This is a genomic window from Mycobacterium sp., assembly GCF_049683355.1.
Lineage (GTDB): Bacteria > Actinomycetota > Actinomycetes > Mycobacteriales > Mycobacteriaceae > Mycobacterium.
Map to the genome: position 1 here is coordinate 1 of NZ_JBAUJB010000235.1, position 24092 is coordinate 24092.

General features: G+C 68.1%; 27 protein-coding genes and 1 pseudogene. 13 read left to right on the forward strand and 15 right to left on the reverse strand.

The window, feature by feature from the left end:
• Together WA944_RS14085 and WA944_RS14090 are read left to right on the forward strand one after the other, a co-directional pair.
• Positions 1-206 (forward strand): TCP-1/cpn60 chaperonin family protein (locus WA944_RS14085; RefSeq protein ID WP_526610022.1); only part of this gene is annotated, 206 nt, incomplete at its 5' end.
• Between the two features lie 201 nt (positions 207-407).
• Positions 408-1283, forward strand: coding sequence for a type IV toxin-antitoxin system AbiEi family antitoxin (locus WA944_RS14090; protein WP_526647054.1), 876 nt, complete (start codon positions 408-410; stop codon positions 1281-1283).
• A gap of 64 nt (positions 1284-1347) precedes the next feature.
• On the opposite strand, the gene WA944_RS14095 is transcribed toward WA944_RS14090, so the two are convergent.
• On the reverse strand, positions 1348-1713 hold the full coding sequence (locus tag WA944_RS14095) for a pyridoxamine 5'-phosphate oxidase family protein (RefSeq protein WP_526372308.1): 366 nt from the start codon (positions 1711-1713) through the stop codon (positions 1348-1350).
• A 20-nt stretch (positions 1714-1733) separates the two neighbouring features.
• Here WA944_RS14095 and WA944_RS14100 point away from each other — a divergent pair, with 20 nt between their 5' ends.
• Entirely contained in the window at positions 1734-2615 is an 882-nt protein-coding gene (locus WA944_RS14100) for a hypothetical protein (protein ID WP_526372306.1), read from the forward strand.
• 84 nt (positions 2616-2699) lie between these two features.
• On the opposite strand, the gene WA944_RS14105 is transcribed toward WA944_RS14100, so the two are convergent.
• Positions 2700-4424: an N-acyl-D-amino-acid deacylase family protein gene (locus WA944_RS14105; RefSeq protein ID WP_526610020.1), complete on the reverse strand. Its 1725-nt coding sequence runs from the start codon at positions 4422-4424 to the stop codon at positions 2700-2702.
• A gap of 22 nt (positions 4425-4446) precedes the next feature.
• Between WA944_RS14105 and WA944_RS14110 the strand changes: the two genes are divergently transcribed.
• The 6 genes from WA944_RS14110 to WA944_RS14135 are packed head-to-tail and all read left to right on the forward strand — an operon-like array spanning position 4447 to position 9259.
• Entirely contained in the window at positions 4447-4833 is a 387-nt protein-coding gene (locus WA944_RS14110) for a VOC family protein (protein ID WP_526374410.1), read from the forward strand.
• Positions 4826-5338, forward strand: coding sequence for a mycothiol transferase (locus WA944_RS14115; RefSeq protein ID WP_526374408.1), 513 nt, complete (start codon positions 4826-4828; stop codon positions 5336-5338). The genes WA944_RS14110 and WA944_RS14115 overlap by 8 nt, the downstream gene beginning before the upstream one ends.
• Positions 5339-5385: 47 nt before the next feature.
• Positions 5386-5916 (forward strand): phosphatase PAP2 family protein, encoded by a 531-nt coding sequence (locus tag WA944_RS14120; RefSeq protein ID WP_526610018.1) that lies wholly within the window; start codon positions 5386-5388, stop codon positions 5914-5916.
• Positions 5917-5925: 9 nt separating this feature from the next.
• Complete coding sequence (locus tag WA944_RS14125; RefSeq protein ID WP_526374404.1) at positions 5926-7455, forward strand: aldehyde dehydrogenase family protein; 1530 nt, start codon at positions 5926-5928, stop codon at positions 7453-7455.
• Positions 7456-7515: 60 nt separating this feature from the next.
• Positions 7516-8379, forward strand: coding sequence for a polyphosphate kinase 2 (gene ppk2 / locus WA944_RS14130; protein WP_526610016.1), 864 nt, complete (start codon positions 7516-7518; stop codon positions 8377-8379).
• Positions 8380-8410: 31 nt separating this feature from the next.
• A complete protein-coding gene (locus WA944_RS14135) occupies positions 8411-9259 on the forward strand; it encodes a hypothetical protein (RefSeq protein WP_526373250.1) in 849 nt (282 codons plus the stop codon).
• A gap of 3 nt (positions 9260-9262) precedes the next feature.
• On the opposite strand, the gene WA944_RS14140 is transcribed toward WA944_RS14135, so the two are convergent.
• From WA944_RS14140 to WA944_RS14150, 3 genes are read right to left on the reverse strand one after another with little or no spacing between them, the layout of a single operon-like run.
• A complete protein-coding gene (locus WA944_RS14140) occupies positions 9263-10021 on the reverse strand; it encodes an Rv2686c family ABC transporter permease subunit (RefSeq protein WP_526373251.1) in 759 nt (252 codons plus the stop codon).
• Positions 10018-10728 carry a fluoroquinolone export ABC transporter permease subunit gene (locus WA944_RS14145; RefSeq protein WP_526373253.1) on the reverse strand — a complete coding sequence of 237 codons (711 nt, stop codon included), beginning with the start codon at positions 10726-10728 and terminating at the stop codon, positions 10018-10020. The genes WA944_RS14140 and WA944_RS14145 overlap by 4 nt, the downstream gene beginning before the upstream one ends.
• Positions 10725-11600, reverse strand: coding sequence for an ATP-binding cassette domain-containing protein (locus tag WA944_RS14150; protein ID WP_526373254.1), 876 nt, complete (start codon positions 11598-11600; stop codon positions 10725-10727). The genes WA944_RS14145 and WA944_RS14150 overlap by 4 nt, the downstream gene beginning before the upstream one ends.
• Before the next feature lie 131 nt (positions 11601-11731).
• Here WA944_RS14150 and WA944_RS14155 point away from each other — a divergent pair, with 131 nt between their 5' ends.
• Entirely contained in the window at positions 11732-12199 is a 468-nt protein-coding gene (locus tag WA944_RS14155) for a GbsR/MarR family transcriptional regulator (protein ID WP_526373256.1), read from the forward strand.
• Here the strand turns inward: WA944_RS14155 and WA944_RS14160 are convergent.
• The 3 genes and pseudogenes from WA944_RS14160 to WA944_RS14170 form a co-directional block, all read right to left on the reverse strand.
• Positions 12196-12810, reverse strand: a complete 615-nt coding sequence (locus WA944_RS14160; RefSeq protein WP_526373258.1) for a TetR/AcrR family transcriptional regulator — start codon at positions 12808-12810, stop codon at positions 12196-12198. The genes WA944_RS14155 and WA944_RS14160 overlap by 4 nt on opposite strands.
• Positions 12807-14317, reverse strand: a pseudogene (locus WA944_RS14165) (FAD-dependent oxidoreductase). The gene WA944_RS14160 and the pseudogene WA944_RS14165 overlap by 4 nt, the downstream one beginning before the upstream one ends.
• Positions 14318-14417: 100 nt before the next feature.
• Positions 14418-15317 (reverse strand): crotonase/enoyl-CoA hydratase family protein, encoded by a 900-nt coding sequence (locus WA944_RS14170; protein ID WP_526373260.1) that lies wholly within the window; start codon positions 15315-15317, stop codon positions 14418-14420.
• An 89-nt stretch (positions 15318-15406) separates the two neighbouring features.
• On the opposite strand from WA944_RS14170, the gene WA944_RS14175 reads away from it, so the two are divergent.
• Together WA944_RS14175 and WA944_RS14180 are read left to right on the forward strand one after the other, a co-directional pair.
• Complete coding sequence (locus WA944_RS14175) at positions 15407-16021, forward strand: TetR/AcrR family transcriptional regulator (RefSeq protein ID WP_526373262.1); 615 nt, start codon at positions 15407-15409, stop codon at positions 16019-16021.
• The gene (locus tag WA944_RS14180) at positions 16018-16866 is read left to right on the forward strand and encodes an enoyl-CoA hydratase/isomerase family protein (RefSeq protein WP_526647055.1); all 849 of its coding nucleotides are present in this window, start codon (positions 16018-16020) and stop codon (positions 16864-16866) included. The genes WA944_RS14175 and WA944_RS14180 overlap by 4 nt, the downstream gene beginning before the upstream one ends.
• Here WA944_RS14180 and WA944_RS14185 read toward each other — a convergent pair.
• From WA944_RS14185 to WA944_RS14215, 7 genes are all read right to left on the reverse strand, one after another.
• A complete protein-coding gene (locus tag WA944_RS14185) occupies positions 16850-17074 on the reverse strand; it encodes an anti-sigma factor family protein (RefSeq protein WP_526373274.1) in 225 nt (74 codons plus the stop codon). The two genes, WA944_RS14180 and WA944_RS14185, sit on opposite strands and share 17 nt — an antisense overlap.
• An 11-nt stretch (positions 17075-17085) precedes the next feature.
• On the reverse strand, positions 17086-17718 hold the full coding sequence (locus WA944_RS14190) for an RNA polymerase sigma factor (RefSeq protein WP_526373265.1): 633 nt from the start codon (positions 17716-17718) through the stop codon (positions 17086-17088).
• Positions 17719-18240 carry a YkgB family protein gene (locus WA944_RS14195; protein WP_526373267.1) on the reverse strand — a complete coding sequence of 174 codons (522 nt, stop codon included), beginning with the start codon at positions 18238-18240 and terminating at the stop codon, positions 17719-17721.
• A 76-nt stretch (positions 18241-18316) separates the two neighbouring features.
• Positions 18317-18628 carry a hypothetical protein gene (locus WA944_RS14200; RefSeq protein ID WP_526373268.1) on the reverse strand — a complete coding sequence of 104 codons (312 nt, stop codon included), beginning with the start codon at positions 18626-18628 and terminating at the stop codon, positions 18317-18319.
• Between the two features lie 13 nt (positions 18629-18641).
• Positions 18642-19247, reverse strand: a complete 606-nt coding sequence (locus WA944_RS14205; protein ID WP_526373270.1) for an LpqN/LpqT family lipoprotein — start codon at positions 19245-19247, stop codon at positions 18642-18644.
• A 77-nt stretch (positions 19248-19324) separates the two neighbouring features.
• A complete protein-coding gene (locus WA944_RS14210) occupies positions 19325-21370 on the reverse strand; it encodes a prolyl oligopeptidase family serine peptidase (RefSeq protein ID WP_526373271.1) in 2046 nt (681 codons plus the stop codon).
• Between the two features lie 28 nt (positions 21371-21398).
• Entirely contained in the window at positions 21399-23243 is a 1845-nt protein-coding gene (locus WA944_RS14215) for a flavin-containing monooxygenase (protein ID WP_526610011.1), read from the reverse strand.
• 117 nt (positions 23244-23360) lie between these two features.
• Here WA944_RS14215 and WA944_RS14220 point away from each other — a divergent pair.
• Positions 23361-24092 (forward strand): alcohol dehydrogenase catalytic domain-containing protein (locus WA944_RS14220; protein ID WP_526647056.1); only part of this gene is annotated, 732 nt, incomplete at its 3' end.

A 24092-nucleotide genomic window follows, 5' to 3' on the forward strand; every position in this document is an offset into this window, starting at 1 on the left:
GCCTCAACGCCGCGACCGGCGAGTACGAGGACCTGCTGAAGGCCGGCGTTGCCGACCCGGTGAAGGTCACCCGCTCGGCGCTGCAGAACGCGGCGTCCATCGCGGCGCTGTTCCTCACCACCGAGGCCGTCGTCGCCGACAAGCCGGAGAAGGCGTCCGCACCCGCGGGCGACCCGACCGGTGGCATGGGCGGCATGGACTTCTAGTCCCTTTACGAAAAGCCCCGAGCTCGCTGAGCGCGCTCGGGGCTTTTTCGTGCCTCCATCGCCGACAGTGCGGTTTCATCCGCGGCTCGCCGGGGCCGGCGTACCGAACCGCACACTCGCTGCTGTGGACAAGCGTTCCGTCTGTGGACAACCAGCTCGATGGCAGAAAGGGGCGTCGGTGTCTGCGGCGATCGTTCCGGCATGCAGGTCGACGGCCCGTTCCGGGCAGACGAAGCCCTGGAGGCCGGGCTGTTGACGTTTCGCGAGCTCCGGCGGTTCCACGCCGGGGTTTATCCGGGGGTCTGGGCGCCACGCGGCATCGAACTGTCCGCGGTGCAACGGGCCCGGGCGGCCTGGCTGTGGTCGCGTCGACGAGCAGTGGTCGCAGGGTTGTCGGCGTCTGCACTGCACGGTGCGAAGTGGATCGAACCCGGGACACCGGCACAGCTGATCCACACCAACCGCAGGCCGCCGCCGTTGATCGACCTCCACACCGACGCTCTGGCTTCGGACGAGATCCAGCGCATCGACGGCATGACCGTCACGACCCCGGCCCGGACGGCATTCGACCTCGGCCGTCGCCTCGAACTCGTGGTCGCCGTGCAGCGCATCGACGCACTGATGAACGCCACGGACGTCAAGGCGGTCGAGGTCGAGCGGGTGGCGAGCCGTCACGCGGGCGCACGCGGATTGCGCCGGCTTGGCCGTGCTCTGGATCTGGTCGACGGCGGTGCGGAGTCGCCGTATGAGTCGCTGACCCGGCTGTTGTTGGTCCAGAACGGCTTTCCGCGTCCGCAGACCCAGATCCCGGTGTTCGACGGCAGGGGTCGGTTGTTCGCACGCCTCGACATGGGTTGGGAGCAGTATCAGGTGGGCGTGGACTTCGAGGGTGCCCAGCACTGGACGGATTCCAGACGGCGCAACTGGGATGTCGAACGGTACGCGGTGCTGCCCGAGCTGGGCTGGCATGACGTGCGGGTGACGAGCGGACTACTGCACAACAACCCGAAACGGTTGCTCGACCGCGTTGCGGCGGCTCTGGTCGCCCGCGGCTGCCCACCAACGTGGCGACAGTGAAACCTCATACGCTGGCCCGGCATGTCCCGTATGACGCCGCACTGTCGCGGGGATCCCAGCGCCGCTAGAGCGGGACGCAGTCGTCGCCGCAGCCTGACGCGGGCACAGACTCGGACGGAGCGGGCCGGTGCAGCACGGCGCCACGGGGATCGACGGTGAGGCCGTCGCCGGTGACCGTCGCCACCCCGTCGACGATCAGTGTGTAGCCACCCGGTTCGCGCGGCGGCCATACCAGGGTGACGTCGGCATGGCTGTCGGCATTGCGGCGGGTGCTGTTGCCGACCGGGCCGATGTCGAGCACGCCGTTCTGCAGCACGGGTGCGACCGCGACGGTGTGTGCCCGGTAGTCGTCAGCGACTGTCACCAGATAGCAAAAAGAGAAGTCGGCCAATGCAGTCGCGAGTTGATCGAGGTCCACCTTGACGCTCATGTGTCCATCCTGCCCGATGCGTGACGGACATCTACGCTCTGGCGATGGGGAGACAACGACGCGGGGACTCCGTCGGCGAGCTGCTCCAGGCGGGTGACCGAGCCGGCGCCAAGGCGTTGGTCGATGTGAACCTCAGTCGAGACCCCACTTCGCCGCACCGCCGTTGGGAGCAGGCAGCCGTCTACTGCAGGGTGGGTCTGGTGGAGCAGGGCCTATCGGCGGCGCTGGCGCTGCGCGACACGGAGGCTTGGCCCGAGGTCGCCCAGGAGGTCTGGAACTTCACGTTGTGGGCGGGCAGGCCCGACATCGGCGTCTCCCTGGTCGAGGAGTGGCTCGATGTGATCGAACGGCGCGACGACATCAACGCGGTGCCGTGCACATGGCAGCACATCGCCCGGGTCTACCTGGGCCTGTCCTGGGCCGCCGGGACGGCTCCGCAGGCGGAGGCCCGCCTCGCCGGGCACGCGGAACTTCGTGACTCCGGCTGGCGCCTGGAGAAGGACAAGGACGCGATTGTCTGGAACGCGGCCGATTTCATAGTGAACAACTTCCTGCCGCCGACGGTCGCAGCCGTGCAGGGTCGCTTCGTCAGCTGCGGCGAGTACACCGAGGACTACGACGCGCTGTTGGCCGCGCTCTTCGGTCTGTCCGAGCTGCCAGCACCACAGGCCTGGGCTCGGCTAGACCAATTGGAAGCCCGGCGAACCCTGTATCCGCTCGGAGCGGCATACCGTGCGCAGACCGCACAACGCGGGGGTGATTTGGCGTCGGCGAATCAGTGGCTGCAAGCGTGGTTCGCCGAGCCCGATTTTCCGATGGAAGTCTCGGATCTCGTCGTCACGGGACTGCTTCGGTTCTTCGTCGAGGTCCGGAGCCAATGGCTCGTGACCACGACCAGGTGAGCGCCCGTGAGGTTGAGTGACCCCAGCTGTTGATCCCGGCGGCGTCCCGGTCGCTGTACGGCGGCGCCAGCGGCGCGACCCGCGTCATACCGCAGGTGCAGGCCGGCGCCCCCGGACGAGCTTGCCGGGACGGGCGTCGGTGGGCACCCCGTTCTCGGCGATGACCTCGCCGGCGACGACGGTGGCGACGTAACCGTCGGCGGTCTGGTCGAGGCGCCGCCCGCCCGCCGGGAGGTCGCCGACGACCACGGGCCGGTGCAACCGCAGCGCCGCCGCGTCGATGACGTTGAGATCGGCCTTGTAGCCCACCGCGATTCGGCCACGGTCGGCCAGGCCCGCCACCCGCGCGGGCGTCGAAGTCAGCTCGCGCACCGCCGCGGCGACCGACAGCCGACCCGTGGGCCGGTCACGCACCCAGTGGGTGAGCATGTAGGTCGGGAACGACGCGTCGCAGATCATCCCGTAGTGCGCGCCACCGTCGCCGAGTCCCAGCACGACGTCCTCACGGGGCAGCAGTTCGGCGACGGTGTCGAGTGATCCGTCGCGGAAGTTCGCAAGCGTGACCAGCAACATCGCGTGACCGTCATCGTCGAGCAACCGGTCGTATGCCATCTCGAGGGGGCTGACCCCGCGGGCCCGGGCCTGGGCGCCGATGGAATCCGACGGCGACGGTTCGTAGTTGGGCGGATCACCCAACGGGAACATGTAGTTCCACGCCTGTGCGGCGAACATCAGCGGATGACCGTCAGAGGCCTGTTTGTCGTTCAGGATACGTTGGCGCACTTCGGGTTTATGTAGCTCGGCGACCAACTCGGCCAACGGCAATCCGGCGATCTCCCGAAAGGACGGGTAGAGCACGAACGGGTTTCCGGAGAGCTCGAGGCCCAGCACCAACCCGATGGGACGCGGGAAGATCTGCGCGCTGATCTCCCCGCCCGCGGCGTTCGCCTTCTCGACCATGTCGAGACCGTCGAGGAAGAACGGGTCGCCTGCGTTGCCGATGGCCAACGTGAACGTCACCGGCAGGCCCACGTCCTCGGCGACGTCGAACACCGTCTGCAGGGCCGGGCCGTAGTCTCCGGCGACCAGGTCCGGAACGAATTGGATCAACCCGCCGCCGGCATCCTTGACGCCGCGTGCGATCGCCTCGATCTCGGCCCGGCCCGCTTCGAAACTCGGTATGGGCCGCCCACTTTCGGACTTGTGCAGCGTGAGCCGGGACGACGCGAAACCGAGCGCACCGACATCCACGGCCTCGGCGGCGAGTTTGCGCATCAGGGCCAGGTCCTCGTCGGTGGCGGGTTCGCGGTCCACACCGCGGCGACCCATCACGTACACCCGCAACGGGGAATGCGGCAGGAACGCCGCGACGTCAATGTCCCGTTGTCGCGACGACACGGCGTCGAGGAACTCCGGGAACGTCTCCCACGTCCACGGCAGCCCGTCGACCATCACGACACCGGGGATGTCCTCGACACCGGCCATCAGATCGACCAGCACATCGTGGTCACCGGGCCTGCACGGTGCGAAACCGACGCCGCAGTTGCCCATCACCGCGGTGGTGACGCCGTGCGCCGAGGACGGCGTCAACCGCTCCGACCAGATCGCCTGACCGTCGTAGTGGGTGTGCAGGTCGACGAAGCCCGGGGTGACGAGCAGGCCGGTGGCGTCGATCTCGCGGATCCCGGTTTCATCGACGACGCCGATCGCGGCGATGACGCCGTCGCGCACCGCGACATCGCCGACGTACGGTTCGCCGCCGAGACCGTCGACGATGGTGCCGTGCCGGATGACGAGCTCATATGTCATACCCCGAATGTACGGTGAGCTGATGATCGACCACTTCGGAATCAACTGTGCGGACTGGGAGAAGTCGAAGTCCTTCTACGACAAGGTCCTGGGGGTGCTCGGCTACTCGCGGCAGATGGACTTCGGTGTCGCCATCGGGTACGGCGCCGAGGGGCATCCGGCGTTCTGGATCGCCGACGCATCGGCGGGGGAGGCCGCCGGTCCGAACCGGGAGGTCCACATCGCGTTCGCCGCGAAGGACCCGGAATCGGTGCAGGCGTTCTTCCAGACCGCGCTGACCTTCGGCGTCGAGCCGCTGCACGAGCCCCGGCTGTGGCCGGAGTACCACGACAACTACTACGGCGCGTTCGTCCGCGACCCCGACGGCAACAACGTCGAAGCGGTGTTCCACGGAGGTGCTCATGTCTGACATCGACGCGGCACGGGAGGTGCTCCGTGACTCGTTCACCCGGCTGATCGAGCACTCTGACGACCTGACCGACGGGCTCACCGATGAGATCGCGTACTACCAGCCGACACCGCAGGCCAACACGATCACGTGGCTGATCTGGCACACCGCCCGCATGCAGGACGCGCAGGTCTGCGATCTCGCAGGCATCGAGCAGGTGTGGTTCCGCGACGGTTGGGTCGACCGGTTCGCCCTCGATCTGCCGCGCGACGCCCACGGCTATGGCCATACCCCCGAGGAGGTCGCCAAGGTCCGCGTGCCGGCGGACCTGCTCGCCGGCTACTACCACGCGGTGCACAAGGAGTCGCTGGAGTACGTCGCCTCGGTGTCGGCCGATGAGCTCGCCAGGGTGATCGATGACAACTGGGCGCCACCGGTGACCGCCAGTGCCCGGCTGGTGAGCATCATCGACGACGCCGCACAGCACCTCGGCCAGGCGGCCTACATCAGGGGTATCGCCAGCTGACCCGGCGCGAGGTGGCCCGGTGGTGGCCGGTGGCGGGGCTCGCGGTCATGACACTGCTGGGCCTCGTGGTCGGCAAGGGGTCCACCCCGGTGGACGACTGGTTCCAGGACCTGGGCCAGACGCATCGGCCGCTCGGGTGGCTGCTGGTGTTCACCGACGGCCGGGTCACGCTCACGTTGTGGGCGATCCTGCTGGCGATCGTGGTGATCCGGAAGCGGTGGCGGTTGGCGGCCGTCTTCGCCGTGGCGCCCCCCGTCGGCGTCCTGCTGTCGCGGCTGGCAAAGCGGGTGTTCGGCCGGGAGAAGGAGGGTGCGCTGGCCTACCCCAGCGGGCACACCACCCTCGCGGTGGTGGTGTTCGCCCTGGCTGTGCTCATCGCCGGGGTGACGGTGTGGGCGGTGGTGGCGGCAGTCGTGGCGACGGTGCTCGCAGTGCTGGGCCAGGCAGTGTCCTACCACTACTTCACCGACGCGGTCGGGGCGGTGTTCCTGGGCACCGCGGTGGTATCCGCCGCCGCATGGTCCGCCCGACTTGACAGGTGTCAACCCCGCTGCGACCTGGATCGCACGAGTGGTTAGCATGGGGGCATGACAGCGACGCCCGATGTGGAACTGCCCAACCCGTTCACCGGCACCGGCACCATCAAGAACCCGGCGGACGGTTCTGTGGCCGGCCAGGTGCGCTGGACCGATCCGGCCGATGTGCCGCGGGTGGCCGCCGGCCTGCGCGCCGCGCAGCGGGAGTGGGAGGCTCGTGGCCCCAAGGGACGCGCGAAGGTGCTGGCCCGTTACGCGGTGTGGCTCGGCGAGCACCGCGACGAGATCGAAGCGCTGCTGATCAAGGAGACCGGCAAGTCCGCGGTGGACGCGGCCCAGGAAGTGCCGCTCATCATCATGATCACCTCGTATTACATCAAGACCATGGAGAAGGCGCTGGCGCCCGAGACGCGTCCGGCGTCCCTGCCGTTCCTGGCGATCAAGAAGATCACCGTGCACTACCGGCCCCGGCCGGTCGTCGGCATCGTCGCGCCGTGGAACTACCCGGTCGCCAACCTGCTGATGGACGGCATCGCCGCGCTGGCGGCCGGATGCTCGGTGTTGCTCAAGCCCTCCGAGCGCACGCCGCTGACGGCCGAACTGCTGGTGCGCGGCTGGCTGGACTCGGGCGCACCGGAGGTGATGGCGATCGTGCAGGGCGCCCGCGACGCGGTCGAGGCCGTTGTCGACAACTCCGACTTCATCCAGTTCACCGGATCCAGCGCCACCGGCGCCAAGGTGATGGAGCGCGCCGCGCGCCGACTCACCCCGGTCAGCCTGGAACTCGGCGGCAAGGACCCGATGATCGTGCTCGACGACGCCGACGTCGACCTGGCCGCGCACGCCGCGGTGTGGGGCGCGATGTTCAACGCCGGCCAGACGTGTGTATCGGTGGAGCGGGTCTACGTGCTCGAGTCGGTGTACGACCAGTTCGTCGCCGCGGTGGTCCGTGACGTGGACAAGCTCAAGACCGGCGCCGGTGAGGGTTACGACTTCGGCGCGCTGATCGACGAGAGCCAGGTCGCCGTGACCGAGCGGCACGTGCGGGACGCGCTGGCGGCGGGCGCCAAGGCGCTCACCGGCGGGCAGCGGCCGGCGGGTGCCGGCAGCTTCTACCCGCCGACGGTGCTCGTCGACGTCGATCACTCGATGGCCTGCATGACCGAGGAGACCTTCGGTCCCACGCTGCCGATCATGAAGGTGGCCAGCGTCGACGAGGCGATCCGGCTGGCCAACGACAGTCCGTACGGGCTGTCGGCGGCGGTGTTCTCCCGCGATCTGGAGCGTGCGAAAGACGTTGCGGTGCAGCTGGACTGCGGCGCGGTGAACATCAACGACGTGATCTCCAACCTGATGTGCACGACGGCGCCGATGGGAGGCTGGAAGGCCTCGGGGATCGGTGCGCGATTCGGCGGCGCCGATGGCCTGCGCAAGTTCTGCCGACAGGAGGCGGTCGTCGCGCCGCGCACCAACGTCGGTGCCGGCGGCAACTACTACAACAACTCGCACAAGGCGCTCCAGCGGATGAACAAGTTGATGACGAAGTTCGCGCTGATCGGTCCGCGGCGCTCGGCGAAGTAGTCCACCCGCCGTTCACCGAGGCGTCACCGCGAGGTACTCCCGGCCCGATAGCTTCTGCCGGTGACCACGCTCAAGGGGACCGAGTACTACACCGTTCGCGACGACGACGATGACGATCCCGTGTTGGTGCATCAGCCGAGCGGGATCCAGGTCGACACCTGGCGCGAAGGTTATCCGTACGCCGAGAGGATGCCGCGCCCGGAATACGAGGAGCAGAAGCGGCTGCTGCAGATCGAACTGCTGAAGCTGCAGAACTGGAGCAAGGCCAACGGGCTGCGCCACGTCATCGTGTTCGAGGGCCGCGACGCCGCCGGCAAGGGCGGCACCATCAAGCGGTTCATGGAGCACCTCAACCCCCGCGGCGCGCGCGTCGTCGCCCTGGAGAAGCCCACCGAACGCGAACGCACCCAGTGGTATTTCCAGCGCTACGTGCCGCACCTCCCGGCGGCCGGTGAGATCGTGATGTTCGACCGGTCCTGGTACAACCGGGCCGGGGTCGAGCGGGTGATGGGTTTCTGCACGGCCGATCAGCACGAGGAGTTCGTCCGACAGGCGCCGCTGTTCGAACAGATGCTGGTCAACGACGGCATCAGCCTGACCAAGCTGTGGTTCTCGGTGACCCAGTCCGAACAGCGCACCCGGTTCACCATCCGGCAGGTCGATCCGGTCCGGCAGTGGAAGCTCTCGCCCACCGATCTCGCGTCGCTGGACAAGTGGGAGGCCTACACGGCGGCCAAGGAGGACATGTTCGCGCTGACCGACACCGACATCGCACCGTGGACCGTGGTCAAGAGCAACGACAAGAAGCGTGCCCGCATCAACGCCATGCGCTACGTGCTCGGTAAGTTCGACTACGACAACAAGGACCGTGAGGTGGTCGCCGAAGCCGACCCCCTCATTGTGGGACGCGCCCTGGCCGACTGACCGCACAGCGTCCCCGGACAAGGAGGATGCGGTGCGGTTCCTGGCTGCCCTTCTACTGTGGTTGCTGACGACCGCGGGGCTGGCCGTCGCGGTGCCTGCTGTCTGGGCGCAGGTGAACGTCGTGGGGGAGAGCGGCTACGCCACCCTGGCGGCCTCCGCGGCGCAGGACCCCCGGCTGCAGGACGCGATGGCAGCCGAGCTCACCACCCAGGTGGTCTCGCTCGGCGCCGACAACGGTTTCACGCTCAACCCCGAACTGGTCCGTCAGGTCGCCGGCTCCTACACCCGCAACGACGGGTTCCCCGGTCAGTTCGCGCAGGCGAACCGGATCGCGCACCGGTGGATGTTCACCGGCGCCGTCCCCAGCGGCAACTCCACCGACCAGTGGCTGATCGACGTCGCACCCATGCTGTCGGACCCGTCCTTCGCGGCCACGCTCGGCACGCTGGATCTCCAGGTGCCCCAGACCCTTACGGTGCCCATCACCGTCGACTCACCCGAACTGCGGCCGGGCAAGCTGCGATGGCTGGCGACGTGGGGGCCGTGGGCCGGCATCGGCGCGGCCGTCATGACCGCGGTCTTCGCGTTGCTGACGCTGGCCGCCGCGCGGTCCCGGGGCAAGGCGCTCACCGCTCTCGGCGTTTCGGGCCTGTTGGTGGGTGCCGCCGGATGGGCGGGGATCGAGGTGGGCCGCCGGCACCTGGAAGGCGCGCTGAATCGCACCACCGGAGACATCCGGACCGTCGCCGAGGTCATGGTGGCCCAGGCCGAGGGCAGCCTGCACCACTGGCTCAACCTCACCCTGATGGCCGGTGGCGCCCTGGTGGTGCTCGGTGTGATCGCGTCGATGATCGGTGGGCTCGGGCGCCGGTCCGACTGAGCCTCAAGTGGTGTTCTTGGCGATGAAGCGTCGCAGCAGCAGCCAGCTGACGGCCAGGTTGTAGACGACGCCTGCGAGCAGGTACGGCCACCAGGTGCCGTGGGCGTCAGCGACCCAGAACGCCTTGGCCGCCCAGTACGGGGGCAGCACGCCGAAGGCCAGGTTCCACGCCGAGTCGACGAACCAGGGCAGGCAGGGCAGTCCGGCGATGATGATGCCCAGCAGGCGCATCACCGCGATGCCCTGGATCTTGTTGCTCGCCACGGCCACGATGAGCAGCAGCGTCACCACCGACGACAGCCCGGCCACCACGCCGATCGGGATGATCGCCGCGGTGAGGCCCGGTCGCAGGATCCCGCTGAGCGACATCGTCGCCACCACGTACACCGTGGTGACAGCCACGACGATGGTTGCGCGGTAGGCGAAGAAGGTCCCCAGCGACACCGGGGTGACCCGTAGTGCAGTCAGGGTGCCTGCGTCGACCTCGTCGAGGACCAGGAAGGCGCCGAGGCCCCCGACGATGATGATGCTGGTCAACAGCAGGATCGCGGTGAGCACCAGCGGGTAGTGGGACACCAGGTCGAAGTCGTAGCGCCGGGCCAGGGTTTCGGTCAGCGGCGGGACCAGCACGCGGGTGCCGACGGTCCAGATCACCGGGGCGAAGACCAGCATGATCAGCAGCGGATCGCGGTAGGTGCCACGGATGTCGTTGCGGCCGAATGCAGCCCAGGAGTGCGGTGCCAACGTCGAGGTTGCCATCACAGCACCCCCGACCGCTCGACGACGTACCGGACGAACAAGGTTCTCGCCAGCCAGTACAGACCGGCGGCGCACACAAGGGGATATCCCAGCGCGTAGCCGATCTGCCACGGCGCGAGCGTGAGTTGATCGAACGCGGCGCCGAACAGCAGCAGCGGTCCGTGCGTGGGGATGAGGTACAGCACGGGGTTCGGCCACACTCCGGACAGATACAGCACCGGCAGCGCCAGGATCGCGAGCGGCACCGTCGTCGACAGGAACCAGTCGCTGACCGACGAGAACGGCAGCGACGAGACGAACCCGGCCAGCAGCATCACCAGCGTCCCCAGCACGACCCCGGCCACCACCGCCACCATCTCGGCACCCACGCCGTGGGTCAGGCCCACCACGACCAGCGCGACGAACACCGAAACAGCCATCAGCACGGTGATTTTCACCGAGAGGTACTCCCAGAACCGCAGCGGGCTGCAGATCACCGCGCCCAGCGTGCGCTCCTGCTTCTCGAAGAACACCGAGCCGCCGATGAAGAAGAACCCGATGATCGTGATGTCGCCGACGAGCACGTAGGGCTCGACGATGGGCCGCACGTGCGCCGGCATCGGCAACAGCAGTGTCAGCCACAGCAGGCCGGAGAGCACCGCGGCGTGCAGGAACCGTTGGCGCACCTGGGTGGTGGTCTCCAGCCGCAACGCGCTTGTCCACCTGCTCATACCAGGCTCCTGCCGGTGACGTCGACGAACACGTCGTCGAGGCTGGCTTCTCTGCTGTGAATGGTCTCCACGTGGTGATCGCGTAGCACGGCGTGGAATTCGTGATCGTCGGCCAGGCCGTCCATCCGGAACTCGGCGCTCTGCAGCACCCCCTGCGGGTTGCGGTAGCCGACCTGCACCAGGCGGCGGCTGCGCGCGATCTTGAGCTCCGCGGGCTTGTCCAGGGCGACGATGCGGCCGTCGACGACAAACGCCACCCGGTCGCAGAGTTCGTCGGCGGTGGCCATGTCATGGGTGGTGAGGAAGATGGTGCGGCCGCGGGCCTTGAGGTCGAGGATCATGTCCTTGACCGTGCGTGCGTTGACCGGATCCAGGCCCGATGTCGGTTCGTCGAGGAACAGCAGCTCAGGGTCGTTGAGCAACGACCGGGCGAAGGTCAGCCGCATCTGCATTCCCTTGGAGTACTTGCCGACTCGAGTGTCGGCCACCTCGGCGAGTCCGACGGCGGCCAGCAGTTCCCGCGGATCCCGCACCGGGGCGTCGTACAGCGAGGCGAAGAACCGCAGGTTCTCGGCGCCGGTCAACTTCAGGTAGTGGTTGGGGAGTTCGAACGACACCCCGATGCGCTGGTAGTAGTCGGATCCCCAGTCCAGCGGATCCTTTCCCCACACCAACGCCTGACCGCCGTGGCCGCGCAGCAGGCCGATGAGGAGCTTCTGGGTGGTGGACTTGCCGGCTCCGCTGGGGGCCAGGAACCCGAAGATCTCGCCGGGGCTCACGGTGAAATCCATGCCACGTAACGCGGGTTCGGACGTTTTCGGGTATGTGTAGGTCAGTTGCCGAACGTCGATGACGTGCGGGGTGGTGTTCATCGGCTCCGGTGCGCCCTTTCGCGGGTAGGGGGTGATCCACTTTTCCGACCAGACTTCCCGGAGCGCCGGAAAGGACTGTACTAGAATTTCAGAAATTATTGAAGAGCATTCTGGATGGGGAGGTTTCGTCGTTGGTTGTACCGCCCACGTCGCCGGAGTCGCAGCAGGCCGCCGAGGAACTGGCGCTCGTCCTCACCAGCCACGGGCTGCAGCGGATGACCGCGCGCGTCCTGGCGACACTGCTGTTCACCGAGCAACCCAGTGTGACCATGGCCGAGCTCGCCGAGACGTTGCAGGCCAGTGCCGGATCGATCTCGGGGGCGCTGAAGATGCTCACCTCGGTCGGACTCGCCGAACGGGTCCCGGTCCGGGGAAGCAGACGCGAGCACTTCCGGCTTCCCAGCGATGCCTGGTCGGTGCTTTTCACCAGTAAGAACGAGACGATGCGCGCGATGCTGGACGCGGCCGACGCGGGCTTCGAGGCCACCGACGACGGTGGCTTGGCCAGGGAGCGTCTCGCCGAGATGCGGGACTTCTACGGCTTTCTGATGGCCGAGATCCCGGCGCTGCTGGACCGCTGGCACCAACAGCGGGGTTAGCCGCTCAACGGCGGTAGCAGTCCGATCTGCCGGTACACCGCCCGCAGATAGCGGCGCATCTCGTCGACGTCGGGTGGGTCGGGTTGCAGCACGCGATAGGTCACCGCGCCCACCATCATGTCGATGGCCACGTCGAAATCGACGTCGTCGGCGACCGTGCCCAGTTCGCGGGCCCGTGCGAGCAACGCCGCCGCCAGCCTGCGGCGCGGCAGGATGTAGCGCTGCCAGTAGGTGGCCATCAGCTGCGGGTGGCTCACCGCCGACCCGAACACCCGAGCCACCAGCGCGCGATACTGCACCGTGGTGACGGTGTCAGCGGCCCGGTCGATCGCGGCCTCCACCAGGGCATACGGTGACTCGGTGTCGATCGCTTCCTGGGAAGCCCACCCTGCCTCGTCGACGAGCAGCGTCTCCATCGCGGCGGCGATCAGCTCTTCCTTGTTGGCCCACCGCCGGTAGATCGTCGGCTTGCCCACGCCCGCGTTCTTGGCGATCCGCTCGATGCTGGCGCCCTCGACCCCCCGCTCGATGAACAGCTCCAGCCCGGCGCGCAGAATCGCGATATCGGTGGCGCCGTCTCGTGGCCTTCCCCGTCCGGCTGGTGCCGTCACCGCGCCGCGCCGTCGGTGAAAGCCTCAGTGAGCCAACGGTTCAAACCCGAAGCCCGGCCGGTGTCGCCGCGCCACGCCAGGTGGCCGTCCGGACGGACCAGCATCGCCTCGGCGCCCTCGTGGGTCAGGATCCCGACGCGCTCGCCGAGGTGGCCGCGGGCCACCTCGACGCACCGGGTCGCCGACGTCGCGGCGGGCCGCAGCAGCGCCCACTGCCCACCCAACTCGCGGTGCAGCGTCGTCGGGGTGTCATCGCCTCTGCCGCAAGCCATGTCGGGAATCCGGTCACCCGGGCGGGGCTTTCGTCCGGTTCCCCCCAGCGGTCCCTTGCGGTAGCTCACCCACAGTTGGGAGGCGGTGTAGGTGAGCCAGCGCTGCACAAGTGCCGGACTGAAGATGCGCGGCGCGACGTGGTCGCGCAGGAACCGGCCGACCGGGTTGCGGGCGACGTTGACCCGGGTCACCGCGCTGGTGCCGCGCAGCACCCCGGTCGCCAGCGGTCGGCGTTCAGCTTCGTAGGTGTCGACGAGTGGGTCCCCGGCCTTGTCCTGCACCACCAGCGCGAGTTTGAAGGCCAGGTTCTCGGCATCGCCGATGCCGGTCAGCATGCCCTGGCCGCCGAAGGGCGCATGCGCATGAGCGGCGTCCCCGGCGATGAACACCCGCCCGCGACGATAGGTGGTGGCCAGTCTGCGGTGCACGGTGAACACCGAGAGCCACTCGGCGTCCCCGATGTGGACCCGGCGCCCGGTCCGTTCCGGGACCACCTGCCGGATTCTGTCGAGAATGTCGCTCTCGCTGGGCTTGTCGGCGTATCCGGGGTCGTAGACGAACGCCGCCACAGATCACCCCGGCCCTCGTCGTCGGGCATCGGCATCGCGCCGACGATCCCATCGGGGTGCACCCAGCCTTTGGTGCCGCCGCGGTCGATGTCCCAGTCCAGGTGCACGTCAGCGAGCAGGAAGCGTTCGGAGAGCTTGACGCCCGGAAACTCGATGCCGGCCAGCTTGCGGGTGGTGCTCGAGGTGCCGTCACAGCCGACGATCCAGCCCGCCCGGATCGGCGTCCCGTCCTGCAGTTCGGCCACCACGTGGTCCTGCTCCTGGCGCAGTCCGGTGAGCCCGTTTCCCCAGTGGGGGGTGGTGCCGAGTTCGGCGAGGCGGGCACGCAGCGCGGCCTCCACCTTGGCCTGGGACACCACCATCGGCGGCGCCGCGGTGTGCATCTTCGGGTCGCCGAACTCCAGCGTCATCAACGGGCGGTCGCCCAAGTAGTTGGTGATGCGCATGGCTCGCAGCGACTCGTCGGGCAGGGTTCCCAACGCGCCGATGCGGCCCAGCACCTCGGATCCGCGGGCGTGCAGGAAGTTGGCCCGCGAGGTGGTCGCCGGGCCGGGGGCGCGGTCGACGACCCGCACCGACACCCCGTGCAGGCGCAGCGAGCACGCCAGCGTCAGCCCCGTCGGCCCCGCTCCCACCACCAGCACCTCGACCGCATCCATGCCCATATGCTAACGAAACGGTTCCGTAATGAAAAGACTACGCCGGAACGGTATTCCAGCAGGACTTTTGTGAGATAGGGCCTGCTGGAATACCGTTCCGGCGAAGTCAGGGGTTGATCACATGGGACGGGTCGGGCCGCCGCTCCGGGGGTGCCTGGCTGTAGTCGCCCCACGGGCCGTCCCGGCGTTCGACTGCGGCCCGCACCCCCTCGGTGGCGGCGGTGTTGATGAACCGCTCGGCGTCGGGGGTGTTGCGCATCAGGCCGTCGAGGATCCCGCCGAGCGTCTGGGTCGACGCCAGCCCCATGTTCTCGTACGCCTGGTTGACGATGAGTTTCTGCGCCTGCAACTGTGACAGCGGGATGCTCGCCAACCGGGCCGCGATCTCGGCCACGCGCTCCTCGAGCTGTTCGAAGGGCACCGACTCGTTGATGAGTTCGACTGCGGCGGCCTCTTTTCCGGTGAGCGGTTCACCGGTGAGCGAGTGCCACTTCACCTTCGCCAGAGACAGCCGGTACAGCCACATGCCGGTCAGGTAGGCGCCCCACATCCTGGCGTAGGGGGTGCCGATGACGGCGTCGTCGCTGGCGATCACCAGGTCGGCGCACAGCGCGTAGTCGCTGGCTCCGCCCACGCACCAGCCGTGCACCTGCGCGATCACCGGCTTGGAGGCCCGCCAGATCGCCATGAACTTCTGCGTGGGTCCGGTCTCCCGGGCGCTCACCATCGCGAAGTCCTTGCCTGGGTCCCACCGTCCGTCGGTGTTCATCGACTCACCCCAGTGCTGGAACCCGCCACCGAAGTCGTATCCGCCCGAGAACGCCCGCCCGGCGCCTCGCAGCACGACGACCTTGACCGCCGCATCGCGTTCGGCGAGCCCAATCGCGGCTTCGATCTCGTCGGGCATCGGCGGAACGATGGTGTTGAGCTGCTCGGGACGGTTGAGCGTGATGGTCGCCACCGGTCCCTCGGTCTTGTAGAGCACGGTCTGGAAGTCTGTCGCCACGGTTCAGTCCTACCGCCCGGCCCCCGGTGAGTCGAGCAGATCGGGCGCAATGGTTGACTAGAATACTATTCTAGAATTATCTTCTAGTCGTGGGACGAACGGCGAGGCCCGACGATGCACGACGGCGCGAGATCCTCGACGTCGCGCTGCAGGTCTTCCTCGAGGCGGGTGTCGAGGGCGCCTCGGTCGAGGACGTCCGCCGCCGCTCGGGTGCGAGCGTGGGATCCCTGTACCACCGCTTCGGCAGCAAAGAGGGCCTCGCCGCCGCGGTGTACGTCGACGCTCTCGGCGACTATCAGCGCGAGTTCACCGCCGCGCTGGACCGGGCGCGCGACCCGGCCGAGGGGGTGCGGTCCGCGGTCCGCAGCCATCTGCGGTGGGTGCGGCACCACCCCGACCGCGGCGAGTTCCTGTTCAACGTCGCAGGCTCCGGTGTGCGCCGCGCCGGTGGCTCGGACCTGCGCGAGCTCAACGCCGGGTTCTTCGGCCACGTACAGGCATGGCTCCGCCGGGGGGTGGCGGCGGGCCAGTTGCGGGCGCTGCCCACCGACGTGGTCTACGCGTTGTGGCTCGGCCCCAGCCAGGAACTGGCCCGGCTCTGGCTGGCGCGCGGCCGACGCGGGGCGCTACGCACCGAATCGACCGTGCTGGCCGACGCTGCGTGGCGGGCGTTGCGCCACGATCCGAACGAGGAGGACACATGAGCATCTACCAAGAGCTGCTCCGGCAGGGAAACGAGGCGACGGACAGCTTCGTCCGGGTCGTGCGCCGCGACCGATCCGCGGTCGTGACCCTCGACGAACCGGCACGGCTCAACGTGCTCAGCGCGCCGCTGGTCGTCCAGACCAAGGCTGCGCTGGTCGAACTCGTCACCGATCCCGAGATCCGCACGGTCGTGCTCACCGGAGCCGGAAGGGGGTTCAGCGCGGGTGGAGACCTCGAAATGATGCGTCTCGCCGAGGAACGCCTCGGTGACGCGGAGGGCTCCACCGACATCTGGCGGTGGATCCGGTACGAATTCGGAGGCGTGGCAAGGCTGATCGCCCGCAGCGACACCGCATTCGTGGCGGCGATGAACGGCCCCGCCGCCGGAGTCGGACTCGCCTGGGCGTTGACGTGCGACGTCGTGATCGCTTCCGAGGACGCACTGATCGTCCCGGCCTTCGGTCGGTTGGGACTCATACCCGAGGTCGGTACCTCGTGGGCGCTGACCCGGCGTCTCGGCTACCAGGGTGCGTTCGCGTTCTTCGCCGGCGGCCTTCCGCTCGACGCACACCGCGGGCGGGAGCTGGGACTGGTGCAGGAGGTCGTCCCCCGAGACGAGTTGATGGCCGCGGCCGACCGGTGGTGCGACCGGATCGCCGCGCTGCCGCCGCACGCGCTGGCGATGGCCAAACCCCTGTTGCGGCAGGCCGCGGACGCGACCTGGGACTCCACGATCACCATGGAGGAGTTCGCGGAGCCGAACTGCTTCACCACCGGAGCTTTCCAACAGACGGTCCGGGCGATGGTCGCGGCCAGGCCCGGTTCGACTAGTGCCAGTTCCTGAACGCGTCGAGCAGCTTGCCGCGCAACGCCGGCTCGATCTCGTCGTCGCCGAGCGCGCCGAGCGTCGCCACGGTCGACCGGAACTGCTGCAGGTAATTCTCGCAGCCGTCGCATTCGAGTAGGTGCTCGTCGAACCGGGCCCGGGTGTCCGGATCCAGAGAGCCGTCGAGATAGGCGGTGACCAGCTCGACGAGTTCGTCGCAATCCATGTCGTCGTGGCTCACATCGCCTCTTTCAGATAGTCCTCGAGGGCTTGTCGTACGGCAGCCCGGCCGCGGTGCAGCAGCACGCGTTGGTTGGCGACGCTGATGTCGAGCAGCTTGCGCACTTCGTCGGAGTCCATGTCGAGGACGTCGCGCAGGGTCACCACGACGCGCTGACGGTCGGGCAGTGTGTCCAGCGCGCGGCGGGTGACCGCCATCAACTCACCGCCCAGCGCCGAACCCTCGGGTGTTTCGGGGAACCGGGAGGGCATCTCCTCGGACTTCCAGTGGCCCGGCCACTGGTCGCCGGAGTCGCGGAAGCGGGACGGGTCGACGGTGCCGCCGGTGAACGCGGCGATCTGGGCGTCGAATTCCCTGCGGTCGCGCATGCCCCGCTTCTTCGCGATGTTGATCATCACGGTGAACAACCAGGTGCGCAGCGACGACCGACCCTCGAAGGTGTCGATGCCCTTCAGCAGCGCGATCCAGGCCTCCTGCACCACGTCCTCGGCGATCTCGCGGCTGGCGACATACCCGCGTGCCACCCGCAGCATCGCTGGGGTGTGCCGGTCGACGAGCTCGGCGAAGGCCGATTCGTCGCGCGCCCGCAGCGCGGCGATCAGGTCGGTCTCGTCCACAGATGTGGTCATCTACGCGAGAGGGTACTGCCGGTCAGCGCCGGAACTGCGCATTGCGTCGGTCAGCGTCCATACGGCGACGCCCAGCAGCGCAACGTCCTTGATCAGGAACTGGCCCGTCGAGGACAGGACGGGAAAGCCGCCCGCTGATGCCTCGAACACCCCGGGTGTGGTGAACAGGAAACTCAGCGTCGCGGTGAACAGGCCGACGGCGATGGCGCTGCCCGCCACCGAGACTCTCGGCCACCACGGTTTGACGGCGATCAGCGCTGCGGCGCCCAGTTCCAGCACCCCGAGCAACATCGAGAAGGTGCCGACCGAGAACACCTCGTACACCCAACTCATGAACGGGCTGTTGGAGACGAGCGGTGCGATGCCGTTGGCCTCGAACTCGGTGAACTTCAGCGCACCGATCCACGCTATGACGACGACGAGCCCGTAGCGGGCCAGCCCCCCACCGAGGCGCTCCACGGCTGCCGGACTGATTCGGTCGGTGGCGGGGTGGTGGGTGACATTGTTCGTGACGCCGGCCATGACGATCCTCTCGGACGCGGGCCGCTCTCAGACAGCGCGACCATCTCCGGCGTAGTGTCCGCATGGACGGCGGGCGTTACATGCCCGGCGGCGGGTCGGGCTCCCGGTAGGGGGCGTAGGCCGACCGGATCTGCCCGCCGATCTTGATGTGCGGAGTGCGGAAGTACGCCCAGCCGGTCATCAGGATCACCGTCGCGGCGACGAACGCGACGGAACTCTGGATGTCGGGCAGGCCGCCGAGGAACAGCAGCAGTCCGCCGACAGAAGAGCCCGTCCAGTAGATCCGTCGTTTCACGGCGCGCTTGGGCAGCTGAGGTGTGGCCCTTCCCGGGACCACCGCGGCGAGCAGCAACGCCAGCGCGCCGGCGAGCAACAACCCCTCAGACATCAGCGTGCACTCATCACCGCAGCAGCACCTGGAACCCGTCGACGATCTCCTGCGCGTCGTCGCGGTACTCCGAGTTGTCGGCGGCGGCGGCCTGGATCGTCAGCGTCGCCAGGTACGTCGTGGTCCCGTCGCTGGCGACGACAGCATGCATGATGACCGGGCGTTGCGGGGCCGGGCCCATCGCCGGGGCGATGTAATCGGTGGTCTCCGAAGGCAATCCGCAGGTGGTGTTGCTCTCGGTGTCGAGGTTGGACGCGCCCATCAGCTGTACCAGGTTGGACCGGTTCTCTTCGAACACGATCTCGGCGGGCTGGATGCCGCGCACCGATTCGAGGGTGACGACGGCGTTGGGGGCGAATCTGCCGGACGCCAGCCCCTTCGCGACGATGGCGTAGCGGATGATCTGGCTGTCCATCAGGTCGTTGCGCTCCCAGCCGGACGGGGTGGGGATGCGCAGTTGCGGTTCCCGGGCTCCCTTGGTCGGGATGTCGGCAAGGGGGGCGGAGACCTCCGCACACTCACCGCCGTCGCCCGTCGCCGCCCGCCCGGAGTCGGCGGTCGTCACCGCGGTGCCTTGGATCTGCTGGGTGCAGCCGGTCAACAGCAGCACCGCTGCCACGATCAGAGCGCATGCGCCGGAACGGTATTCCAGTAGGCCCCATCTCGGTGACTTGCTGCATGGCTGCAATCTCGGCGTCATGACGGCTCCTCACACAACGTCCGAAGCAGGAACTCGTAGACGAGCGCCGCCCGGAACGCGGTCTGTGCGTTGTCCGCGGCGCCCGCGTGGCCGCCCTCGATGTTCTCGTAGTAGCGAACCGGTTGGCCCGCCGCCTCCAGCGCCGCTGTCATCTTCCGTGCGTGCCCGGGGTGGACCCGGTCGTCGCGGGTGGAGGTGGTGATCAACACCGGAGGGTATCGACGGCTTCCCGAGACATGCTGGTAGGGAGAGTATTTCGAGATGAACTCCCAGTCGTCTGGGTCATCGGGATTTCCGTATTCGGCGACCCACGAGGCCCCGGCAAGAAGCAGATGGAAGCGGCGCATGTCGAGAAGCGGGACACTGCACACCAGGGCGCCGAACAACTCCGGGTACTGCGTGAGCATGATACCCATCAACAGACCGCCGTTGCTGCCGCCCTGCGCACCCAGCTGCTCCACCGTCGTGATGTCACGGGTCACCAGATCCTTTGCCACCGAGGCGAAGTCCTCGGCCACCAGGTGGCGGCCCGCGCGCATGGCCTGGGTGTGCCAGCCGGGCCCGTACTCGCCACCGCCGCGGATGTTGGCCAGCACGTAGGTTCCGCCGCGGGACAACCACAGCCTTCCCAGCACTCCGTCGTAACCCGGGGTGCGGGCCACCTCGAAACCGCCGTACCCGCCGAGCAGTGTCGGACCCGGGCCCCGGCGGTGTCGGTGGCCGACGACGAAGTACGGGATCGCAGTGCCGTCGTCGGACGTGGCGAAATGCTGGCTCACCCCGAGGTCGGCGGCATCGAAGAACGACGGGGCGCGTTTGATCACCGGGAGCGTCCCGGAACCGAGGGCGCCGCTGACGGTGCCGCGGCGTAGGCGCGACGGGGTGTCGAAACCCGAAGAGTCGAGGAACATCTCGTCACCCAGATCGTCTGTGGCGACGATGACGGTGTTGGTGTTGTCCGGCAGTCCCGACACCGGCTCCCTGGTCCAGGGCCCCGGGGTGAACACCTCGACGCGGCTGGCCACGTCGGCCAGCGTGACGACGACCAGGTGGTCGCGGGTCCACGCATAGTGGTGCAGGCAGGTGTGCTCGTCGGGGGTGAACACCACCTGCAGTTCGGCTGTGCCGGCGAGGAATTCTTCGTAGTTCGCCGCCAGTAGTGATCCCGCGACGTACTGGTCGACACCGTGGTACCAGTCGGTGCGCAGCTCGATCAGCAGCCAGTCGCGATGCACCGAGATGCTCGAATCGGTCGGGACGTCGATCCGGATCAGCTCACCGGCACGTAACTCGTAGACCTCTTCGTTGAAGAAGTCCAGCGCCCGACTCACCATCGTCCGTTCGAAGCCGACGGTGCGATCGACGGACGCCGCGACGACGACATCCGTCGGCGCCCCACTGAACACGGTCTCGGCGTCGGTGAGCGGCCGGCCCCGCCGCCACCGCTTGACCACCCGCGGATAGCCGGACTCGGTCAGTGAGCCCTCCCCGAAATCGGTACCGACCAGGACGGTGTCCTCGTCCTCCCAGCTGATCTGCGACTTGGCCTCGGGCAGCGCGAAGCCGCCGTCGACGAACTCGCGGGTGCGCATGTCGAACTCGCGCACCACCGCGGCGTCCGAGCCGCCTGGCGACAGGCTGATCAGCGCCAGCGTGTGGTCGGGATCGATGACGTCGGCGCCGGCCCACACCCACTTGACGTCGTCTTCGGCAGCCAGCTGGTCCACGTCGATGACGACGTCCCACTCGGTCTTCTCGCTGCGGTAGCTCTCGAGCGTGGTGCGCCGCCACAACCCGCGCGGGTTGGCCGCGTCCCGCCAGAAGTTGTAGAGGAACTCGCCCCGACGACGCACATAGGGGATCCGGGTGTCGGTGTCGAGCACCTCCAACGCCTCGGACCGCATCTGCTCGAAGCGGTCACCACCCAGTTCGGCAACCGTGGGTTCGTTGTGCCTACGGACCCACGCCAGCGCGTCGTCACCGGTGACCTCCTCGAGCCAGAGGTACGGGTCGCTGTCGGTCTGCGCGGGAGCGTCGGTCACCCCCCCATTCTGCGCAACCGGTCGGCCGTCAGCTCAGGTGGTGCACCTCGGCCAGCCCGTAGACCGGGGTGGCCATGTCGACGTGACGGGCCTTGAGCTGCAGCGCCAGATACAGCGAGTAGTGCCTCGACTGGTGCAGATTGCCGCCGTGGAACCACAGATTGGGCTGCTGGGTGGGCTTCCACATGTTGCGTTGCTCGCCTTCCCACGGCCCCGGATCCTTGGGGGTGTCGCTGCCCAGGCCCCACACCTTGCCCACCTTGTCGGCGACGTCCTGGCCGATCAGGTCGGCTGCCCAGCCGTTCATCGAGCCGTAGCCGGTGGCGTAGACGACGACGTCGGCGGGCAGTTCGGTGCCGTCGGTGAGCACCACCGAGTCCTCGGTCAGGCGCTCGACCTGGCCGTGGGCCAGCTTGATCCTGCCGTCGGCGACCATCTCGCACGCGCCGACGTCGATGTAGTAGCCCGACCCGCGGCGCAGGTACTTCATGAACAACCCGGAACCGTCGGCGCCCCAGTCCAGCTCGAATCCTGCTGCCTCGAGGCGGTCGTAGAAGTCCTTGTCGCGTTCGCGCATCTGGTCATACAGCGGGGTCTGGAACTCGTGCATGATCCGGTACGGCAGCGACGCGAACGTCAGGTCCGCCTTCTCGGTGGTCATACCGGACTCGACCGCCTGCTCCGAGTACAGCGCGCCGAGACCGATCTCCATCAGACTGTCGGAGCGGACGATGTGGGTCGAGGATCGCTGCACCATCGTCACGTCGACGCCGTTCTCGTGGAGCGCCTTGCAGATGTCGTGGGCGGAGTTGTTCGAGCCGATCACCACGGCCTTCTTGCCGACGTAGGCGTCGGGTCCGGGATGTGCGCTGGAGTGGTGCTGGTCGCCGCGGAACAACTCCTGGCCCGGCAACGTCGGGACGTTCGGCTTGCCGGACATCCCGGTGGCCAGCACCAGCTGGGTGGGATGCAGCGTGAGCCGCTCCCCGTCGCGGTCCACCTCGACCGTCCACCGCTGTTCGGCCTCGTCGTAGTTCGCCGACAGGCACGTCGTCTTCGACCAGTACGGCACCTCCATCACCCGGGTGTAGAACTCCAGCCAGTCGCCGATCTTGTCCTTCGGCGCGAACACCGGCCAGTTCGCCGGGAACGGCATGTACGGCAGGTGGTCGTACCAGACCGGGTCGTGCAGGCACAGCGACTTGTACCGCTTGCGCCACTGGTCACCGGGGCGCTCATGACGGTCGACGACGATGGCGGGCACGTCGAGCTGACGCAGCCGGGCACCGAGCGCGATGCCACCCTGTCCGCCGCCGATCACCAACACGTACGGCTGGATGGTGCGGCCCAGCTCGGCGTCCTCGGCCTCGCGCTTCTCGGCCCACGACCGCGGATCCGGGTCGTCGCCGTGCACCGCACCCAGGACACGGTTGGGCCCCTTGGGCTCCTCGTGACCCTTGAGTTCCTGAAGCGCGGTCAACAGCGTCCAGGCTTTGTCCGTTCCCGCATCACCGCGTAGTCGCAGGTGGCCGACGCCGCGCCCGGCACCGGTCTCGAACTCGATGAACGCCGAGATGACGGCGTCCTCCCCGGAGCCCTCCTGCGTCGGTTCCTCCCGCGTGCGGAAGCTCGACGGGTCGGTGCCGACCAACCGCGCGCCGAGCATGTCGGCGATCTGGTCGCGGCCCTCGAGGGTCTTGAGGTTCCAGGTGAACGACACCAGGTCGCGCCAGAAGCTGTCGACGGCGAACATCGCGGTGACCCGCTCGATGTCGCGGACGGCCAGCGCCGCCTCGAAATCGGCCAGCCAGGCGTCGACACGTTCTTGCGGGGTCAGATCGGGAGTCGTCCGAGATTCGAGAGTGGAAGTCATGTGAGCCAGGACACACCTCACTGGCCCGGGTGACAAGAGTTGCGAAAGGTTGCAACCGGCCCTGCAACCCCCTGCAACTCTTTCGGAGTGTGGCAGCGGTCACATACACATGTAGGCATGAGAGCAGCTGTGTACTACGGACCGAACAAGGTCGAGATCGACGACGTCGCCGAACCGGACGTCAGGCCGGGGACCGTCAAGCTCGAGGTCGGCTTCAACGGGATCTGCGGCACCGACCTGCACGAGTACTACGCCGGCCCGATCTTCGTCCCGACCCAGCCGCACCCGCTGACCGGGCAGGAGCTGCCGCTGACGCTCGGGCACGAGTTCTCCGGCACCATCACCGCCGTCGGTGCCGGCGTCAGCGGCTGGAAGGAGGGCGACCGGGTCGCCGTCGAGCCGATCTACAAATGCGGTCACTGCGGCCCGTGCCGGGCCGGCAACTACAACGTCTGCCGGCAGATCGGGTTTCACGGCCTGATGTCCGACGGCGGGATGGCCGAATACACCGTCGTCCCGACGAGCATGCTGCACAAGCTGCCCGACAACGTGTCGCTGGAACTCGGCGCGCTGGTCGAGCCGATGTCGGTGGCCTATCACGCCGCGACGCTCGGTGAGGTACACCCCGGTGACACCGCGATGGTCTTCGGTGCGGGCCCGATCGGCATCGGTCTGTGGTTCGCACTGCGGGGCAAAGGACTCGAGAACGTGTTCGTCGTCGAGCCCTCGCCCACCCGGCGGGCCGCCATCGAGGCGCTCGGCGCCACCACCCTGAACCCGGGCGGCGTCGACGTGCCTGCGTTCATGGCCGACCACACCGGCGGCGCCGGGGCCGACGCGGTGTTCGAC

Excerpts from the sequence above, each read along its gene's own strand:
- WA944_RS14125 (WP_526374404.1), top strand. The coding sequence starts at position 5,926 with ATGACAGCGACGCCCGATGTGGAACTGCCCAACCCGTTCACCGGCACC.
- WA944_RS14190 (WP_526373265.1), bottom strand. The coding sequence starts at position 17,718 with ATGACCACATCTGTGGACGAGACCGACCTGATCGCCGCGCTGCGGGCG.
- WA944_RS14145 (WP_526373253.1), bottom strand. The coding sequence starts at position 10,728 with ATGAGCAGGTGGACAAGCGCGTTGCGGCTGGAGACCACCACCCAGGTG.
- WA944_RS14110 (WP_526374410.1), top strand. The coding sequence starts at position 4,447 with ATGATCGACCACTTCGGAATCAACTGTGCGGACTGGGAGAAGTCGAAG.
- WA944_RS14185 (WP_526373274.1), bottom strand. The coding sequence starts at position 17,074 with ATGGATTGCGACGAACTCGTCGAGCTGGTCACCGCCTATCTCGACGGC.
- WA944_RS14200 (WP_526373268.1), bottom strand. The coding sequence starts at position 18,628 with ATGTCTGAGGGGTTGTTGCTCGCCGGCGCGCTGGCGTTGCTGCTCGCC.
- WA944_RS14195 (WP_526373267.1), bottom strand. The coding sequence starts at position 18,240 with ATGGCCGGCGTCACGAACAATGTCACCCACCACCCCGCCACCGACCGA.
- WA944_RS14120 (WP_526610018.1), top strand. The coding sequence starts at position 5,386 with ATGACACTGCTGGGCCTCGTGGTCGGCAAGGGGTCCACCCCGGTGGAC.
- WA944_RS14215 (WP_526610011.1), bottom strand. The coding sequence starts at position 23,243 with ATGACTTCCACTCTCGAATCTCGGACGACTCCCGATCTGACCCCGCAA.
- WA944_RS14095 (WP_526372308.1), bottom strand. The coding sequence starts at position 1,713 with ATGAGCGTCAAGGTGGACCTCGATCAACTCGCGACTGCATTGGCCGAC.
- WA944_RS14180 (WP_526647055.1), top strand. The coding sequence starts at position 16,018 with ATGAGCATCTACCAAGAGCTGCTCCGGCAGGGAAACGAGGCGACGGAC.
- WA944_RS14115 (WP_526374408.1), top strand. The coding sequence starts at position 4,826 with ATGTCTGACATCGACGCGGCACGGGAGGTGCTCCGTGACTCGTTCACC.
- WA944_RS14105 (WP_526610020.1), bottom strand. The coding sequence starts at position 4,424 with ATGACATATGAGCTCGTCATCCGGCACGGCACCATCGTCGACGGTCTC.
- WA944_RS14090 (WP_526647054.1), top strand. The coding sequence starts at position 408 with ATGCAGGTCGACGGCCCGTTCCGGGCAGACGAAGCCCTGGAGGCCGGG.
- WA944_RS14150 (WP_526373254.1), bottom strand. The coding sequence starts at position 11,600 with ATGAACACCACCCCGCACGTCATCGACGTTCGGCAACTGACCTACACA.